The sequence below is a fragment of the Thermobacillus sp. genome (genome assembly GCF_003390775.1).
GTDB classification, from domain to species: Bacteria; Bacillota; Bacilli; order Paenibacillales; family Paenibacillaceae; genus Thermobacillus; species Thermobacillus xylanilyticus.
In genome coordinates, this window is sequence record NZ_QEWA01000034.1 from 67,832 (window position 1) to 85,969 (window position 18,138).

Below are 18,138 nucleotides of genomic sequence, written 5' to 3' on the forward strand. Positions count from 1 at the left end.
TTTTCGCGGAAATTCAATTGGACGATATTCGGAAAAAACATATGCCCCGGCCCCCGTGTGACCGCCGCAAAGGTAAAACGAGACAAGCCATCCCCGAAGCCTGTCTCGCGTTCATCGACGGGCACGGAATCTTGACGCGATAACCGCCAAAGCATCGTCAGGCGGGCGGGCATCAACCGCGGCCTGATCCGGTGTTCACGGGTTTCGTGACGCCGGTCCGTCGCGAAAACGACAACGGGAACGTGCCGGATCACGCTCCCGTTGTCTGAACCGTTTGCTTTTCGTCCGCCAGGTTGCGGAGTTTGTCTCCGGTGGAAAACTTGCGGGCCGGAATCTTCTCATCGCCATTCAGCAAAGACACGGGCGGCAGCGTCCACCGTTCCGGTTTTGTTACCAGACGGTGATGCTTGCCTGTCCCGTGCCGCTGCCCCCTTCGACGGCCAGAATCTGGTGCGCCCATCTGCTTCCCGGGGACATACCGGCGTTGTCCCACGCCTTCACATGCGCTTCGAGCGTAACCGCGGATCTCGAACCGATCGGCCGCTTCGTCTGGCGAACGCTCCAGTATTGCCGGAATGTCTGCGTGCCGTCGGGAGACGGCGCATTGTACCGCCAGGCGTGATACAGATCGTACCAGGCCCCGTCGCTGTAGACGGACCCCCGGTAGTCGGCGGTGACGGGTCGCCAATTCCCCCAGTTGTCGACGACGCGGTATTCGACAAGCGGATTTCTCGTCCACCCGTACACCATCAGAAAAGCGTTGCCGTCCGTCTGAAAATCATTCGCGGTATAGTGGATGATCCGGTCCGGCGATCCTTGAAGCCAGCCTTTGCCCGCAATGAACAGACCGTTCCCGCTCCAATTGACGCTGTATTGGCCGCCCGGACCATTGACGGCGTTCACATTTCCGTTGCCGTCCGTCCAGAAATACCAGTTCAGAATGGCGTTCGCGCCCGCACTCACCGCGAACAGGGAGGCCGCCGTCACCATGGCAGCCAGCGTCAACAGATATTTTCTTCCCTTCATGCCGCCGCTCCCCTTTCAGGAAGAATCAGGCGTTGCGCGCGACGCGGAATCCCTGGTCGGGACCGACGCCGCTCGCCTCGAACATGCCCCGGAACACAATCTCGAGGGTGTGGACGTCGCCCAGCCATCCGCCACCCCGCACCACACGGAACATGCCCGATTCCACGATCTCATCCTCGTACCAGTCCCAGCACCATTCTCTGACGTTGCCCGACATGTCGTGGATCCCGAGCTCGTTCGCCTTTTTCTTTCCGACAGGCCGGGTGCGGTTCTCGTTGTTCTCGATGGACTGCCAGCTCCAGCCGCCTTTCAGGTATTTGCTTCCGGCGTTGCGCCAGTTCCAGGACACGTCGTCCGGCTTGTTGCCCCCGCTGTATTTGAAGCCCTTGCTCTTCTGGCCGCCGCTCGCGGCGTATTCCCACTCCAGTTCCGTCGGCAGCCGGTAGCCGTTCGCGCCTTCGTTGATCGTCACGATCCATTTGTGCGGATCGATCTCGCTCTTGTTGTCCGGGTCCGCTTGACTCTTGTCGATGTTGTAGTACGGCTCGAGCCCTTCCATCAGGCTCCTGCGGTTGCAGTATTCGATGGCCTCGTACCAACTGACCGAATCGACCGGGAGATTGTCCCCCCTGAATCTGGACGGATTGCTTCCCATCACGGCCGTCCATTCCCGCTGGGTCACTTCGTATTTGCCGATGTAGAAGTCCCGGATGGTAATCTCCCCGTCGGAGTAGTTGGACCTTTTGTGCTTGAATGTCCCCCCTTCGACCAGTACCATTTGACCCGTCTTATGTCCTTCGTCCGTCTGAGCCGCCCGGCTCACCTGTCCGCTCGCACATCCGCCGACCGCCACAGCCGCAGCCATCAGAACAAAAGCCGCGCAGACAAACGTTTTCTTTCTTCTCACGATACGGCCCCCTTCGCACGATCAGAATCCGCTTCGGCCCGGCGACAAATGGAAGACCGGCCGGCTGTGCGGCCGGCCGGCCCGTTCATCACCACACCGTGACGTTGGAATATCCGCTGCTGTAGTAGCCTTCGGTTGCGAGCACTTGATACGACCAGTTGCTGCCCATCGGCATGCCTGCAGCGCCCCATGCGTTCACGTGGTTTTCGAACGTGATAGAGACGTTGCTGCCCGTCGGGCGCTTCTGTTGACGAACGCTCCAGTATTGTTGGAACGTTTGCGTACCGTCGATGGACGGTGCGTTGTAGCGCCAGCTGTGATAGAGGTCATACCATGCGCCGTCGCTGTACACGCTGCCCCGGTAGTCGCCGGTCGGGCGGTAGCTGCCCCAGCTGTCGACGACGTAGTATTCGATGAGCGGGTTGCGCGTCCAGCCGTACAGCGTCAGATACGCGTTGCCGTTCGGCTGCCATGCGCCGGCGTTGTAGTTGACGACGCGGTTGTGCGCACCGTATTGCCAGCCTTTGCCGATGACGAAGTTGCCGCTGTTGCTCCAGCTTACGCTGTAGTTGCCGCCTTGTCCGTTCGTCGCGTTCACATACCCGATGCCGTCCGTCCAATATTGCCAGTACGTGTTCGCGCTGGCGCCATTTACGGCGAACAATGCGGATACCATCGCCACGGCCACCAGCACCGCCATCAGTTTCTTTTTCTTGAACATTATCGATCCCTCCTGAACATAATGGTTTTGATGCGAATTGTTAGCGCTTACCGACAGACCAAGGTTTACCCGGTGTCATATGGCGCTTGCATTTACAGTCACCTCCTTTGCAGGGAGATTATAGAATGTAAGCGCATTCTGCTCAATGTGAGAAATTAAAGGACATGCCCCCATGAATTTAACAATTTTTTCTTCCGGTGAGAAAAATGAACAGCCGGTTGCCGGACTTCCATGCCCGGCAACCGGCTGTTCCGCGTTTTGCGGGAGCCGTCATGTGCATTTGTCGGAGGGGCGGTCATGATGCGGCGAATAACGGCATTTCGTGCCGTTATTTGCCGCTCGCGGGCCGGTGGCGGGGCCATTAACGGCATACTGTGCCGTTAATGACGGCAGGGCGGGGGCCACCCCGCGCCAACCCCCTCCACGCGGACCACCCGAGCTACCCGCTTCACGCCACATGCGCGGGAATCCGCACCGTTACCTTCGTGCCGCGGCCGGGCTCGCTTTCCATCAGCAGTTCCGTGCCGTACGCGTACTTCAGCCGCTTGTTGATGTTCAGCAGGCCTACGCCCTGGCGGCCATCCAAGCCGACGGCGGACTGCCCGGACTGCCCGTCCGGCCGCCCGTTCCCCGTCACGCCTGCCATGCCGACGCCGTCGTCTTCGATCACGAACCGGTACTCGCCATCCGCCTCGTACGCCGACAGCCGGACCATCCCGCCTTCCACCCGGCCGCCGATCCCGTGCCGGATCGCGTTTTCGACGAGCGGCTGGATCAGCAGCGGCGGAATGCTGACCGAAAGCATCCCTTCCGCGATGTCCGCTTCGAACCGCAGCCGGTCCTTGAAACGCGCCTTCTCGATCTCGACATACGTCCGGATCAGGCTGAACTCCTCCTCGAACGTGATCCGGTGGTCCGCGTTGCTGAACCGGAAACTTCCGCGCAGATAGTCGGCCAGATCCGTCGTCAACCTGCGCGAGCGTTCCGCGTCCGTATAGCTCGAAGCGACGATGCTGTTCAGCACATTGTACAGAAAATGCGGCTTGATCTGCGACTGCAGAAACGCCACTTCCAGATCGACCGCCTTGGCGAGCGACTCTTTCATCGCCAGCAGGCTGCCGACCCGCGCCTTCAGCTCCGCCAGATCGAACGGCTTCGGCAGGAAATCGTTCGCACCCGCCTCGAACGCCGCCACCTTGTCCTGCGGACCGATCGCCGCCGTCACCATGAGCACGGGCAGCTCGGGCAGCGTTCACGTCCTGCGGATCTCCTGGCACACTTCATAGCCCGACAGCCCCGGCATCATCAGGTCGAGCACGACGAGGTCGATCCGGTTCGGCCTGGCGAGCTGCTCGAGCGCCTCTTGGCCGTTCTTGACGGCGATGACGTTGCAGCCCGTCGGCTCCAGTGCGTCCATCAGCACTTTCAGATTCAGGAAGGAATCGTCCACGATCAGAATCGTGTGCTTTCCCCGCTGATCCAGCAAAAAAGGTGTCTCGAACGCATACTCCTGCGTCATGACCGCAACCTCGCGCGAAACGGCAACCGTGTCCTTCTTCACTCCGCGGGGTGCAACCGGCAGCGTGAACGTAAACGTCGTGCCGGCGCCCTTCGCCGTGTCGACCGTGATCGCGCCGCCCTGCAGTTCGACCAACTGCCTCACGATCGACAACCCGAGCCCGAATCCCCGCTGTTCCGTCGTGTCGTCGAACGTCCGGAACGCCTCGAACAGGTGCGGGAGATGTTCCGGATCAATGCCTTCGCCCGTATCTTCGACCGACACCTCGATCATGCCGCCCTGCTCGACCGCGGAGACGACGATGCTGCCGTTCTCCGTATGCTTGATCGCGTTGTCGAGCAGATTGCCGATGATCTGGCCGAACCGGCTCTCATCGGCAAGCGCGAGCGGAAGCTGTTCCGGCACGCGGTTCTCGAGCCGGATGTTGCGGCCTTCACACAGGTACGAATAGACGCGGATCTGCATGCCGACGGCCGACCGCACATCGACCGCCCGAAGGTCGAGGGCCAGCTCGCCCTGCTTCAGCTTCGAGAAGTCCAGAATGTCGTACACCAGCCGCGTCAGCCGGTCGGCGATGCCCGTGATGAGCTGCAATTTCTCCCGCTGTTCGGCGGTCGGCGGCTGCGACGCGCTGTCAAGCATCGACCTCGAAATATGCATGATGCCGTGCAGCGGCGACTTGAACTCATGGGATGTTCTCGCCAGAAACTCGTCCTTCAGCTTGTCCGCCTTCAGCAGCCGGACGCTCAGCTCCCCGATCTTCCGGAACGCGTTCGAGAAGCGCAGCGACATGAGCAGCGCCAGCATGAGCAGCAGCACGAACGGTTCGAAAGGCGGCGCCGAGTGGACCGGCACCCCGAAATAGACGTTCAGATTTTGCACCAGCGCGTACATGTTCAGCGCGACGGCCGCCACGACCAGATACAGACTGCCCTCCGCCCTGCGGAATGACGCCAGCACGAACACGTAGACGGCGTACAGCATCGGGAAGGTGGCGTACACCGTGACCATCTGGCGGAAAAGATCCGTCGCGAACCGGGGGATGAAGCCGATTGCCCAGACCATGAGCACCGTCCCGGCCGCCAGCCCGATCCGGACGAGCCAACGCGAAACGTGCGGACGAAACGCCGTATACACGTACAGGAGAAAACCGGTACCTGCGCCGATCGCCGACATCATCTGGATGCGGAGGAACAACCAGAACGGCAGATCGCCGAACACGCCGAACAGCACCCGCTCGCCGCGCGTTGCGGTGAAGATGGCGACGCACAGGCACATCAACCCGAACACGATCAGGGAGCGGTCGTCCTTGCGCTGCGTGAACAGCCCGATGAAATAGAGCCCCATGATGAGAAACGCCGTCACGGCCACCCAGTCATGCGTGAGCGCCTTCTCCCGCAGAGCGGCAATCGATTCGGCGTCTCCCAGCCAGATCGACTCATTGATGCCGCCGCTGGCCGGAAAATGACGGTTGGCGACCTGCACGACAATCTCGTTCCAGCCCGGCTGCAGCGTGAACCAGGCGACAAACGGGCGATTCACCGCATCCGCGCTCCGCAAGCCTTCCGGATGGCCGCTGCCGCCGATCACCTCGCCGTTCACGATGATCCGGCCAGCCATCTGGATCGACGACGTTTTCAGCCCGTACACCGAACCGCCGTCATCCACCCGGACCCGCAGCCGGTAGGTCGCCTGCCCGAATGTCGGCATCTTGCCCGACCACGAACCGGGCACTTCGATCCGTTCAGGCGCCGGATCGCTCCCGGGTTCATCCGGCGCGAGGAGTTCTCCCGGATAAAACGCCCACTCCCCGTCCAGCGGAACGGCGCCCGCGTCCGCGAATCGCCATCCCGTCAGATCGAGCAGCCCGTTCTCCGCCTTCGGCGTCTCTTCTCCACCCGGCGAAAAAAGCGCAAAATAAAACCCGTACGTCGCCGCCACAATGACCAGCGTAACCGCCATCGCCGCAAGTTTTGTCTTCATCGTCCGCTCATCCGAACCAGCCCATTTGATCGCGCAACCGGATCGTCTCTTCTTCCAGCTCGAGCCCGAGCTGTCCGCGGACGGCCTCTTCCAGCCGGCGATAGACGTTCAGCGCCTCGTGCCGGTCCCCCGTCTCCAGGTTCAGCCGGATGAGTTCGCGGCCGTCCGCCTCGGATTCCGGCGCAATCGCAAGCACGCGCCGCAGGCAGTCCGCCGCGAGCGGCAATTCCCCCCGCCCGAGAAACTGGCGGTGCATCGTGCGCAGCGACCGGATATATTTCGCGTTGATCGCTTCCTGTCTGGCCGCGGCCCAGCCATAATCGCAGCCTTCCATGTATTCGCCCTGGTACAGCCGGTTGGCCTCGTCGTACAAACGCCTGTCCGGCTCATCCTTCGCCAGCATGGCGTCCAGCAGCCTCTCGAAGACCGCCGCATCGGACTCCGCGCCGTTCATCCGGATCGCGAAACCGCTCGCAACCTTCTCCACGGCCAGTGGAACGCCGTGCTCCTGCAGCGTCCTGCGCAGGTAGGACAGGCAGGTGTACAGATACGTTTTCGCCTTCTTCACGTCGTGCCCCGGCCAGATCGCTTCCACGATCAGCTCGGTATCGGCGGGCTTTCCTTCGTGATGGATCAGGAAAGCGCATACTTCTTTCTCCTTGTTGATTTTCCAGGAGAGGGGCAGGCCATCTTCCTCCGGCATCCCGATCGCGAATCCGCCCATGCAGCGGATGGAAGGGCGCAGCCGTTCTCCGGAACGGGAAGGGGACGCGGCTTCCCGGAGGCGTGCCACCGTCTGCTGCAGCCGGCTCAGCGTGATCAGCTTGAGCAGATAATCCGTCGATCGCACTTCGAAGGCTTCGACCGCGTATTCCGGATACGCCGTCGTGAACACGATCGGGATGCGGGGCAGTTTCTCCCGGATTCGCCTCGCCGCCTCCATGCCGGTCATGCCCGGCATCTGGTTGTCCAGGAAAACGGCATCCACGGACGCCGTGTCCAGCGATTCGAGCGCCCTCAGCGCATTCGCGTATTTGCCGATCACCTCGACATCTCCGATCTGTTTCAGCAGAATCTCCATCAGATTGAGCGCGTCTTCTTCATCGTCGACGAGCAGCACCCGGATCATGAATCAGTCTCCTTTGATGTTTGCGGCACAAGTCCTGTCTATGTATTCCACGGCAAAGCGCCAATTCCTTGAAGTATGTCGAATTTTGCGGAATAAACCCTTACGGCCCGCGCCCGTTTATGTAAAGCGACCTTTACGTAAAGACTGCTTTACATTATAATCATGATTGAAACGCTCGGCGTGACGCGACGAACTTCCGAGGTGGGGCATGTGAAGAACAGACTTCCGGAGTACCGAAAAAAACACAACCTGTCCCAGGACAAACTGGCCGAGATGCTTGACGTGACGCGGCAAACCATCATTTCGATCGAGAAGGGCAAGTACAATCCGTCGCTTCCGCTCGCCATCAGAATCGCCCGCATCTTCCAAACCACGGTGGAAGACATTTTCATTATCGACGAATAAAGAAAGGAGCTCGATCATGTTATCCCGAAACCTGCTGATTCTCATCGGCTTCGGCTGGCTGGTGCTTGGCGGCTTTGCGACACTGGTTCCGATGTTGGCCGGCGGCGCCAGGAACTACGAAAACTTCTTTGTCGTCGCCAGCCTGGCGATCATCAGCTTCGCGATGGCGTACCTGGCTCCCCATCTGCGGCGCAAGGACGAACGGATCCGGTACATCCGTCAGAAAGGCGCCTTCTACACCTCCGTCCTGGCGTTCGTTTACTGTGGCGTTCTGTGGCTTTTGACCCATCTCGGTTATGTCGAGATCAACGCCAAACAGTCCATTCTCATTTTGCTGTCGCTCATCAGCTCCACCCTGTTCGTGTCATGGATCATCCTGGCGCGGAAGCATTGAGGCATGGGCCGCATGGTTCATGGCGAGAACACAACCCTCCCGTGGGGTGGTATGCCGAATGGTCGGAATCGCGGAAAACCTCAAATTGAATGACCGGCTGCATCTGGATGTGCAATACGAAACCTTGATCAAAGACGGAATCATCCTGTCGCTTTCGAAGATCGAATTCAGAATTCTGTACTGTCTCACCATGAACCGGAACCGGATCGTGTCTTTCGACAAACTGATCGATTTCGCCTGGAAATGGAGCTCCACCGTAACCAGGCGCGAACTGTACGTTTATATCACCAGGCTCAGAAAAAAATTGGATGACAACCTGAAAATCATTTGCGTTCGCAACAGAGGCTACATGATGACGGAGTGAGCAGTCTCACGCACCGGCCGGTCCCGGCCCGGTGTCTTTTTTTGTCGTCCGCATGGAGAAAGATCGTCGATAGTGTCGAAAAGCGGCGAAATGATTAACATTCTTAAAGCGCATGTTCGCAATGGATATGCTATACCTGAAATGAAAGCGTTTTATGGGAGGTGGAAGACCGAAGCATCAGCCGTTGGACATATTTCCGATTCCAATCTTACCGGATCAAAAGGAGGAGATGAATGATGAAAAAAATTTGGCTTTTGCTGCTCTCGTCGATTTTCTGTGTCATCACCGTTGCCGACGGTACAGGCAGTGCGCATTCCTCGCATTCGCCTTCTTCCGGGGCGGAGCAATTTGCGGAAATGATCGCCTACTATCACGATCTTGCGATCGATCTTTCCGACGACGAATTTGCGCAACTGAAATCCGTCATTCTCCGGCAATGGGATGAGGGCGAAATCACAACCGTCGAATCGCGGGACAACTTTGATTTTGACAAGATCAGGGGAGTTGCCTTCGACGATGAAGCGACGAACCTGAAAGCGTACTATGTATTCATTCCGTTCCGGGAATCGGCCGGCCACTATATGCCGCTCAGCGGCATCACTTTCGCCTTCTCGGGTGACAAAACCATCGTCCAGGCTCACGAAGTCATTATTGATGAAGAAGAAAACGCGCTCGACATCAACATCTACAGCAACGGGGCGTTGATCGGTGCGGCGTCGGTAGATGCGTCGCAACCGGACCGTGACGGCGGCATGATCAGGCCTTTCGGCTACTGGGAGGATGTGGCGGAATGTCTCCAGCAGTTCGGAGCGAACGGACCGCTCGTCGCATCCGCGCTTGCGACCTGCACGGCTGTCTGCTCGCTGACGGGGCCGGCCGGTTGTGCGGCTTGCCTGGGCATCTATCTGGCGGTTGACGCGGGCATCATCGTCGGCTGCCTGATTCCCTGATTCATGAGAAAAGGCGGGACCCGAGGGTCCCGCCTTTCCGTCTTGCTAGATAAGCCCCGCATTCCGCAGCAACCGTTGAGCGAGCGCCGCGGCTTCCGCTCTCGTCAACCCGTCTTGCGGCGCCAGCGTTCCGCCGGATCTGCCGGTTGCGATGCCGCCCCGCAAGGCGTCCGCAACCCCGCTTCGCGCCCATGCCGACACATCGGCGGCGTCGGCGAACCGGGAAAGCGGATCGTCCGCCGAAGACGGCTGCTTCAGCCCCGTGACGGCCATGGCCCGCGACAGGATGGTCATCGCCTGCTCGCGTGTCACCTTCTCGTCCGGTCGGAACGTGCCATCCGCATATCCGTCGATCAGCCCGTAGGCACGGGCGGTCAGGACGGCGCCGTTGTACCAGTCGGATTCGTGCACATCCGCGAACGGCGCCTTGCCTTCCTCCGGCTTCAGCCCCAGCGCCCGGATGATGATCGCCGCGAATTCCGCGCGCGTCACCTCCCGTTCGGGTTCGTACAGGTTGCCCCCGACTCCCCCGATCACCATCCGCGATCCCATGTCGTTGACCGCATCTCGCGCCCAGTGGCCCGCAACATCGGCGAATTCCACCGGATGCCAGACGACGGTGTACGTGCTGTTCGTCAGGCTGCTTACGATCGCGTAATAGCGCCCGTCGATCCGTTCGACCCTGGTCGGCACGTGCCGCACGGCGCCGTCCGGGTCGACGGCGACGGCGGTCGTGATGCGCTCCGGATCCGCCCCGTCCGGGATCGCGATCATCCGCTCCACGTAGGCGGTGAACGTCGCGACTTCAATTACCGAATCTTCATGCACGGCCCGGACCGTGAATTCGATCGGCGGGACGACCGGCGTGAACGATCCGTCAGCCGCGGCGTTCTCCACCAGCCGGATCGATTCCGCCGAAGGTTCGGCGATCTCGATCTGCATCTTGATGTCTTGCAGGGCGACCTCCGATCCGATCCGGCCGGCGATGGCGCCGATATGGATCTGTCCGGCAGGCAGCGTATAGACGGCGCGGTCCGTCCGGATCTCCAGAACGGCTTCATGGTCTTCCATCGCCTTGACCATTTGCCCGTTCAGTTCCCCGACGGCGATCTCCGACCCGGTGCCGACCGGAATGGTGACCCTGGTTCCCGGACCTTCCGCCGCGAGCCGCTCTTCCAGCCGGGATTCGTCGAGGGTGATGGTGGTCACGGTCCGGCCGTTCCGCGTCCCGGTCGTGGCGGTCCCCGCGCTTTCGGCCTTGCCGTTCACCAGCACATACACGCCGGTGGTGCCGGTATTGCCGGTCGGTGGGCCGGATGGCTCGGGATTCGACGGCTGTGAAGGAGACGGATTGCCGCCGCCGGATTTCCGCGGCACGACCGCGTTCGACGGCGCCGAAGCTTCCCCGGCGCCAACCTTGTTGACCGCCTTCACCGTGAAGGTGTAGCTCGTGCCGTTCGTCAGGCCTGTGACGGTGATCGGACCGGATGTGCCGGATGCCGTCTTGCCGCCCGGTGAAGCGGTGACCACATATTCCGTGATCGGGCTGCCGCCGCTTTCGGCAGGAGCCATGAAGGTTACGGTCGCCTGCCCGTCTCCCGCGGACGCCGCGACGTTCGTCGGAGCACCCGGAACGGTCATCGGCGTCGCTTCCGCCTCGTTCGATACGGTGACTTCGCTGCCGCCTTTCATCGCCCGGATTTTGAAGGAATACGTGGTGCCGTTCGTCAACCCTTCCGCCGTGAACGCCGTTGCGGTCAAGGTGGCGATCGGTGTATGCCCGTATGAGCCCCCCGCCTCCCGCCGGTAGATTTCGTAGGCGTCCGCCTCGGGAATCGCGTTCCAGACCAGGTCGACTGTCCGATTGCCCGCCGTCGCTTCAAGCTTCACTTCAGTCGCGGGCACCGTCGAGAACGTCCAGGCTGTTCTGTCCGCAATGGCCGCGAGCTCATTGCCCGCCCGGTCGACGAACGCACCCTGGTCGATCGTGACATAATAGTCCGTGCCGAATGCGAGTTCGGACGGCAGCGTGATGGATGCCGCCGCACCGTTCACCGCCGCGGCGCCCGCATCCACGTCGGCCGCGAGCGTGTCGTCCGATTTCCGGACCCGGATCTTCTTGCCCGCGACCGCACTTACCGGCTCGCTGAATGTCAGCTCCAGTTTCACGTCCACCGCCACGTTCTTCCCGCCGCTGACGGGCGTCTTCCCGGTGATGGCCGGAGCGGTCTCGTCGACAAATTCGTAGGCGCCCATGTCGACCGCGCCATACCGTTTGCGCGGCCCGCCCGCAAGGTCGGTGGTGACCGCCGACAGGTCCGGCGTCGCCCCGGCCTGAAATGCGCTGTCGCTTCCCGCGTCGACCGCCGGGGACGTCTCCGCCACCCGATAGTCGCCGGCCGTGGTCGGCGCATCGTCTGCCTTCACGGGATTCCTGAACAGGGGATCGGCGTCGATGTTGCCGTCGTTGTCCGTTCCGATCGAGGCGTTCCAATCCTCCCCGCTGCCGCCTGAACCTTCGATCAGACTGTGCGCGAAGAGGAACTTCGAGCTTGAACCCGACACATTCTTGCCGTCAGACGCGCCATTGCCCCGGATGATGCTGTTGCGAACGGCCGCAACGCCGTTTCCGGAATCCTGGGCGTACATGCCGCCGCCGACTGCCGCCGAGTTCCCGCCGATCGTCACATTCGTCAGGGTCGGATTGCCGCCGAGCAGGACGAATCCGCCGCCCGATTCGGTCGCCTTGTTCCCGCTGATGAGCACATTGGTCAGCGTCGAGTTGCCGCCTACATTGTAGAACCCGCCGCCGTATTTGGCCTGGTTGCCGGCGAATGTCACGTTGACCAGAGACGCGGCTGCCGCGGCGTAGATTCCGCCGCCGTTCTCTTGGGCGATGTTACCCGTGAAAGAAACATCCTGCAGCTTTATCGAGCCGCCCGCAATCCACAATCCACCGGCGTGTTGATCCGAGGTATTTCCGTCAAACGATACATTCTGAAGCGTCACGGTACCCGCGCCTATCATCATCCCGCCGGCGACAGAACCCGTGTGATTTCCTTTGATGGTGACGTCTTTCAGCGTTGTCGTGTTGGCGGTGACCATCCCGCCGGCCCTCAAGCCGGAGCTGTTGCCTTCCACCGTCACGCGCGTCAGCTCGAGGACGGCCCCGGGTATCGATCCGACATGGTATATCCCGCCGCCGAGCCCGCCGGAAGCGGTGGCGGTGTTGTCCTTGATGACGGAGTCCCTGATGATGACCGACCCTGCGCTGTAGAACCCGCCGCCGCCTTGTGTTGTCGTATTTCCCTGCAGAGTCGAATTTTGCATTTCCACAGTACCGCTCTGAACATACAATCCTCCGCCCATGGGCGACGAGTTGCTTTCCAGCACAACATTCGACAGGGTCATCTTGGCGGTTGGGGTTGCAGGATCGGTCAAGTCGATATTGATATATAGCCCGCCGCCTGCAGCTTCGGATTTGTTCCCTCTGATCGTGGCATTTTCCAGCTCCGGACCACCCATGTCGTACATGCCGCCGCCCAGATTCCCGGCGTTGTCCGTAACCAGCAGATTGCGCAGCTTCGGTCTGCCGGACTCGTTGAGGATGCCTCCGCCTTTTCCGTCTCCATATCTCGCATCCCCGCCCTTGATCGTAAAGCCGTCCAGAATGGCGGTGTTGTCAAGCGCGAGATCCGCGGTATTGCGGATCACATGATAGACATTGTCGTTCCGGTTGTTGCCGAAGTCTCCCGGAATGTCATTCATGCCCGTATCGCCGCTCAGGATCGTCGGGTAATTCGTCCAGTTCCGGTCATCCATGCCCGTATCCGGATCCGGGTTGGCCGGGAACCCGCCGTAGATGGCGACGCCGTTCTTCATCCGGAACGCGCGGTAGCGGTCGCCCGTGCCGCCCGTTTCCTGCGTGGGATAATACGTCCCCTCCGCGACCCAAACCTGCGATCCTGCCGGAGCGCCGTCGATCGCTTGTTGAAGCTCGTCACCGCGAAAAGCCGTCTCCCAGGACTTCCCGTCCCTCGCGTATACGCCTCCGGTTACCGTCACATGGATGATCGTCCCGGAATCCGCCGCGGATGCGATCCCCGCCCCCGCCGGCTGCAACAGTTGAAACATTCCGCCGAAGGCCAGCAGGATCGCGAGCGACAGGTTCACCCGTCCCCGCAGCCATCTCCTCGTCAATCGGTCGCCCATGGTTCGCGCCGCACCTCCAAATATCGACAATGCTGTATCTTCCCCGGATTATACGAAACGGCACATTAATAAAACCTTAAGCGAGGACGGACGGCGGCTGACGGCTTCCGTTCCGCCGGAAGCGAATGCACCGGATATCCGGATATTCGTACAAGCATCTTGCATGCCCGCAGCATCCAATAAAGAGAATGGACCGGCGAAGGGAGGGGGCGTGATGTCCGGCAGATGCGGTTATCCCGGATGCGGATGCGGCCATCCGGAAGAAGGATATCCACTGGCTTGCTGCAGTCCGCGGCTGAGAACCGGTCCGACGGGACCGACCGGACCGACCGGACCGACCGGCGCCACGGGACCGACCGGACCGACGGGGGATACGGGACCAACGGGACCCGCCGGAGAGATCGGCCCCGCCGGCGCCACGGGTCCGACCGGGGATACGGGACCGACGGGTGCGACAGGCCCGACCGGGCCGACGGGAGATACGGGGCCGGCCGGACCGACAGGGCCCACTGGCGCGACAGGCCCGACCGGCGCCACGGGCCCTACCGGCCCCACCGGGGACACCGGTCCCGTCTTCGCGACGGAGGGATTCTCGGCCATGATTCCGGCGCTGTCCCTCAACGCGTCGGGTACACTCACCGGCTGGACAGTCACCGCCCCCTGGTACGGCCACCCGAATTTCAACGCCGCCACCGGCGTGTTTACCGTTCCTTCCACGGGACGGTACGCGATCTCGGCAACCATCAACTATGTCACCACGGTGGCGGTGTCGATCTCCCTCGGCCCCGGCATCAATCCGTATTTTGCGGTGCAGCGCACGTCTCCCTCGACCGAAGATCTGATCACCGGCCTGCTGCCGGTGCTGAACATCAGCGCGATCGTCACGCTTCGCGGACTGCTGGGCAACGGCTGCGTCACGCTTGCCGGTGATCTCCTGCTCAACGCGGGCGACACGATCATCCTGTTCTACAACTCGACCGGGGCCACCGTGACGCTGCAGCTCGGCAACAGCGGGGCCAACGGCATCTTCTGGTCCGTCCATCGCATCGCCTGAATACGCGTGGATTCACATGCCGGCGGCCTCCGACATTCAATAAAGCAGACATCCGTCGAAGTGGTGGTCCGCCATGGGCTTCAACATTCGCTGCCGGCCTTGTCTGCTGTGCCGATGCTCCGTCTGCACACGCAAGCGGAGAAAATGTGCGCGCCGCCGCGGCCGCTGTCGCCGGAGAAGACGGCGCGGCGGCCGGGCACGGACGCCGCCGATGCCGTTCATCCCGCCGTACCGCCATCATCACGCTCCCGGCGATCCTCCCGACCCGGCAAACGGAGGAAACAGCACGCCTCCGAACACGGCCAATTCGGCCTTTACCCAGACCTGCTGCGGCAACATTCTCATCACCGGCGACACCCCCGGCGTGCTGATCTGGGAGCGGGACGCTTCGCTGCGGGTTTCGGCGGTGCAGGCCACCGTGTACGCACGGCCGGAGAACACGGAACCGATCCGCCTGCTGATCGAAGCCGACGAACTGCTGGAAATGGACGTCGCGCCGGGCAACACCGTCAATTATCTGGGGCATCGGATCAGGAGGCTCCGGGTGACGGTGCCGGGCGCCGGACCCGCGACCTTCGCGGAAGGGAAATACGCCGTCACCGTCAACGGTTGAACCGGAGATGCCGGCGCATGGCGGACGGTCGGAGTCCTGCCGGCAAAATGGGATCGTGTCTTCCCGGCATTTGACCAGGCCGTTCGGGCATTTGCAGCACTATATTGAAGTAATGTTTGCGCTGGAGGGATGAATGCATGGGATGCTGCGGAAATGAGATGGCGATGAGCTGCTGCCCGGACAAGAAATACGTGCAGGACAAAGTCTGCACACCCTGGAACGGCACGGTGGATGATGCCGCACTCGACATCGTCGTATACAACAACAATGTCAGCCAGAACATTTACGGCTCCGGGTATGTGCAGTACGATGTCGGACCGGCCGACATTACCCTTACGGTCCTGGATGCAGCGGGTGGCACGTTGAGCACCACGACGCTGGCTCCGGGTACGAGTACGTCCTTCACCTATCGCCGGTTCTCCACCATCCAGCTCACGCTGCCCGCCACGGCCGGCACGTACCAGGGCGAATTCTGCATCACGCCCCGGTACGCGATTTGAACGGCTCATCGGTCATTCCGGCATCGTTTCCCCCTGTTGACCCGGTTCAATCCGACGCAAAAAATACGGTCGATCAGGACGGCTGTCCCGCTCGACCGTTCGTGTTTTCACGCAGAACGCGCGCGTAAAATTTCCGGTTGTGCAAGACGCTCGGATGGTTCGGCACGTACGACGCGGCCTTCTCGTTGTGGAGGAGGCCCAGCTCGTGTTTTCCCAGCCGGGAATAGCATACGGCGAGCTGCAGGTGGGGCATCCACGTCGTCATCGCCGGATTGCGCATGCCCATCGCGTCCTCGGGGACAGGCAGCCGGGTGGCCATCTGAAACCAGAAAATCGCCTGATCCACCTTGCCGCGGTCCAGGAAATATTCGCCCAGCCGGTAGCAGCATTCGCCGCGGGGGCGGTCATGGAGGAAACTGCGGCACAGCGCCTGAAATTCCTTCCGGTCGTCCTTCCGTTGCCGGTAGCAATCCGCCAGCTTCAGACAAGCCTGAATGTTGTCCTCCACCCAGCCCCGGCCCGTGTCCAGAAACCGCTCATAGTATTCGCAAGCTTCCTCGTAGTGCCCGTGGTCTCTCAGCTCGTTGGCAAAATAATAGAGGTCCCGCGGAGAAAAGGCCTCCCCCTTCGCCTGACGCGCACGGTAAATGCGAAGATTCCGGTCCGTGTAGGCTTTCTGCTTGGCATGCGTGACGCAGACGTCGCTGTGGAAAACGGGACCGCTCACTTCGAGATATTCATGCACGGGACCGATCCATTTGAAGTTGCAGGCCCGCTTCACCAGCCGGTTGCGCCGCAGGGAGAAGGTCGGCTTTCCGGATTCGTCCACCGCGAGGATGTACGGCATCGTGACCGTGTTGTACACGGGATCGAGCGTCCGCTTCAGTTCGGCCAGCCGCCTGCCGTCTTCCGGCAGCAGCATGTCGTCGGCGTCCAGCCACAGAATGTAGTCCCGGGTCGCCTTGGAGAACGCGAAATTCCGCGCCGCGGCGAAATCGTCGATCCAGACGAAGTCGTATACCGCGGCGCCGTACTCCCGGGCGATCGCCTTCGTGCGATCCGTCGATCCGGTATCGACAATGACGATTTCGTCCACATGGGGGGCGACGGAATCCAGACATCTGCCCAGCACCGCTTCCTCATCCCGGACGATCATGCACAGGCTGATCGCGATCAACGCCACAACCCTCCATTTCCCGCAAAGCTTCCGGATAATCCGGCCTGAGCTCCAGCGCCTTCGCGAACGCTTCCCGGGCTTCACCGTGCCTGCCCAGCCGCCGAAGGCAGCGCCCGATGTGGTACCAGGCCATGAAACTGCCCGAGCCGTGGCAAGTCAAATGCGCCGTACCGCCGTCGCCCAGCCGCAGGCAATGGCGGAACACCGGCAGCGCCTCGTCCGCCCTGTCCAGATGCAGCAGGATGATGCCTTTGTACAGGTGCAGATCCACATAATCGGGATGGAGCCGGATGGCCGCGTCGATGCCGCGCGCGGCTTCTCCGTACCGGCCCGCTTCGATGAGCGCGGCGTATTTGAGCCTGTACAGCAGCGAAGGGGGCAGCTTCCGCCGCTCCAGGAAGCGCAGGATGGCGCGCTGCACGAAGTCCAGCGCCTCGTCGAGCCGGCCCAGCCGGTACAATTCGCCGGCCGCGTGATAGTCCAGCCAGGGATCGTAGTCCGGCTCGCGCTGCATCGACCGGCTGATCAGACGCAGGTTGCGGACGGACTTGCTTTTTTCCCGGACGGGATCGTCCATGTAGCCGTAATGGTGGATGACGGCGGGAAGATGCACGATCGCATCCGCGGAGAACTCCGGAATGCGCATGAGCTGCTCATGGATGGCGTTCCGGAAGCGCAGTTTCGGCGAGTTCCGGAACAGCCGGTGCTGCGCCAGGCGATTGGAACGGGACGGGTCCGGCGGATCGCCGCCGTAATAGTTCACGACCGTAAGCGACGCCAGCCATTTGTCCGTCCCGAGGATGTCCCGGACCGCCTGACGGCCATCCGGATCCAGCCGTTCGTCCGCATCCAGCCACAGAATCCAGTCTCCGGACGCCCGTTCGAGGCTGTAATTCCGCGCTTCCGCAAAATCATCGTTCCATGCGCGTTCATAGACTTTGGCCCCGCACCGCTCGGCCAGTTCCGGCGTCGAATCGCGGGACCCCGTGTCCACCACGATCATCTCGTCCGCCACGTCCCGGACGCTGTCCAGGCACGCTGCGATCCATTTCGCTTCGTCGCGCACGATCATGCATAGCGACAAACGGGGCTTTCGGGTCACGCCCGCTTCGACCTCCGATTCGTTATGTAGAAAGGGGCTTCTCCGGAACGGAGCATGCCTTCCGGGAAGCCGGGATGATGGG

Annotated in this window: 15 protein-coding genes and 1 pseudogene; 7 read left to right on the forward strand and 9 right to left on the reverse strand. The window is 61.6% G+C overall.

Features of this window, described 5'->3' with window-relative positions:
* Positions 1-390: 390 nt before the first annotated feature.
* The 6 genes and pseudogenes from C6W55_RS07450 to C6W55_RS07475 form a co-directional block, all read right to left on the reverse strand.
* Positions 391-1,026: a glycoside hydrolase family 11 protein gene (locus C6W55_RS07450; protein WP_286892143.1), complete on the reverse strand. Its 636-nt coding sequence runs from the start codon at positions 1,024-1,026 to the stop codon at positions 391-393.
* Positions 1,027-1,051: 25 nt separating this feature from the next.
* Positions 1,052-1,891 (reverse strand): formylglycine-generating enzyme family protein, encoded by an 840-nt coding sequence (locus C6W55_RS07455; RefSeq protein WP_483316355.1) that lies wholly within the window; start codon positions 1,889-1,891, stop codon positions 1,052-1,054.
* Between the two features lie 130 nt (positions 1,892-2,021).
* Positions 2,022-2,654 carry a glycoside hydrolase family 11 protein gene (locus C6W55_RS07460; RefSeq protein ID WP_286892145.1) on the reverse strand — a complete coding sequence of 211 codons (633 nt, stop codon included), beginning with the start codon at positions 2,652-2,654 and terminating at the stop codon, positions 2,022-2,024.
* A 448-nt stretch (positions 2,655-3,102) separates the two neighbouring features.
* Positions 3,103-3,759 carry a sensor histidine kinase gene (locus tag C6W55_RS07465; RefSeq protein ID WP_286892228.1) on the reverse strand — a complete coding sequence of 219 codons (657 nt, stop codon included), beginning with the start codon at positions 3,757-3,759 and terminating at the stop codon, positions 3,103-3,105.
* 27 nt (positions 3,760-3,786) lie between these two features.
* A pseudogene (locus C6W55_RS07470) lies at positions 3,787-6,156 on the reverse strand (hybrid sensor histidine kinase/response regulator); the annotation flags it as partial.
* Between the two features lie 7 nt (positions 6,157-6,163).
* Positions 6,164-7,285 (reverse strand): response regulator, encoded by a 1,122-nt coding sequence (locus C6W55_RS07475; RefSeq protein WP_286892146.1) that lies wholly within the window; start codon positions 7,283-7,285, stop codon positions 6,164-6,166.
* A gap of 162 nt (positions 7,286-7,447) precedes the next feature.
* Between C6W55_RS07475 and C6W55_RS07480 the strand changes: the two genes are divergently transcribed.
* The 4 genes from C6W55_RS07480 to C6W55_RS07495 all read left to right on the forward strand — a co-directional run bounded on the left by C6W55_RS07480 (position 7,448) and on the right by C6W55_RS07495 (position 9,398).
* Entirely contained in the window at positions 7,448-7,690 is a 243-nt protein-coding gene (locus C6W55_RS07480; protein ID WP_483316352.1) for a helix-turn-helix transcriptional regulator, read from the forward strand.
* A 16-nt stretch (positions 7,691-7,706) separates the two neighbouring features.
* Positions 7,707-8,084, forward strand: coding sequence for a hypothetical protein (locus tag C6W55_RS07485; RefSeq protein WP_286892148.1), 378 nt, complete (start codon positions 7,707-7,709; stop codon positions 8,082-8,084).
* A 58-nt stretch (positions 8,085-8,142) separates the two neighbouring features.
* A complete protein-coding gene (locus tag C6W55_RS07490; RefSeq protein WP_286892149.1) occupies positions 8,143-8,448 on the forward strand; it encodes a helix-turn-helix domain-containing protein in 306 nt (101 codons plus the stop codon).
* Positions 8,449-8,681: 233 nt separating this feature from the next.
* A complete protein-coding gene (locus C6W55_RS07495) occupies positions 8,682-9,398 on the forward strand; it encodes a hypothetical protein (RefSeq protein WP_286892150.1) in 717 nt (238 codons plus the stop codon).
* A 45-nt stretch (positions 9,399-9,443) separates the two neighbouring features.
* Here the strand turns inward: C6W55_RS07495 and C6W55_RS07500 are convergent, their stop codons facing one another.
* Complete coding sequence (locus C6W55_RS07500; protein ID WP_286892151.1) at positions 9,444-13,610, reverse strand: S-layer homology domain-containing protein; 4,167 nt, start codon at positions 13,608-13,610, stop codon at positions 9,444-9,446.
* 214 nt (positions 13,611-13,824) lie between these two features.
* On the opposite strand from C6W55_RS07500, the gene C6W55_RS07505 reads away from it, so the two are divergent.
* The 3 genes from C6W55_RS07505 (at position 13,825) to C6W55_RS07515 (ending at position 15,777) form a co-directional block, all read left to right on the forward strand.
* Positions 13,825-14,664, forward strand: a complete 840-nt coding sequence (locus C6W55_RS07505; RefSeq protein ID WP_286892152.1) for a hypothetical protein — start codon at positions 13,825-13,827, stop codon at positions 14,662-14,664.
* A 211-nt stretch (positions 14,665-14,875) separates the two neighbouring features.
* Complete coding sequence (locus C6W55_RS07510; protein ID WP_286892153.1) at positions 14,876-15,277, forward strand: S-Ena type endospore appendage; 402 nt, start codon at positions 14,876-14,878, stop codon at positions 15,275-15,277.
* A 137-nt stretch (positions 15,278-15,414) separates the two neighbouring features.
* Positions 15,415-15,777: a DUF3992 domain-containing protein gene (locus C6W55_RS07515; protein ID WP_286892154.1), complete on the forward strand. Its 363-nt coding sequence runs from the start codon at positions 15,415-15,417 to the stop codon at positions 15,775-15,777.
* Positions 15,778-15,850: 73 nt separating this feature from the next.
* Here the strand turns inward: C6W55_RS07515 and C6W55_RS07520 are convergent, their stop codons facing one another.
* Complete coding sequence (locus tag C6W55_RS07520) at positions 15,851-16,954, reverse strand: glycosyltransferase (RefSeq protein ID WP_286892155.1); 1,104 nt, start codon at positions 16,952-16,954, stop codon at positions 15,851-15,853.
* Positions 16,917-18,056 carry a glycosyltransferase gene (locus C6W55_RS07525; protein WP_286892156.1) on the reverse strand — a complete coding sequence of 380 codons (1,140 nt, stop codon included), beginning with the start codon at positions 18,054-18,056 and terminating at the stop codon, positions 16,917-16,919. The genes C6W55_RS07520 and C6W55_RS07525 overlap by 38 nt, the downstream gene beginning before the upstream one ends.
* Between the last annotated feature and the right edge of the window lie 82 nt (positions 18,057-18,138).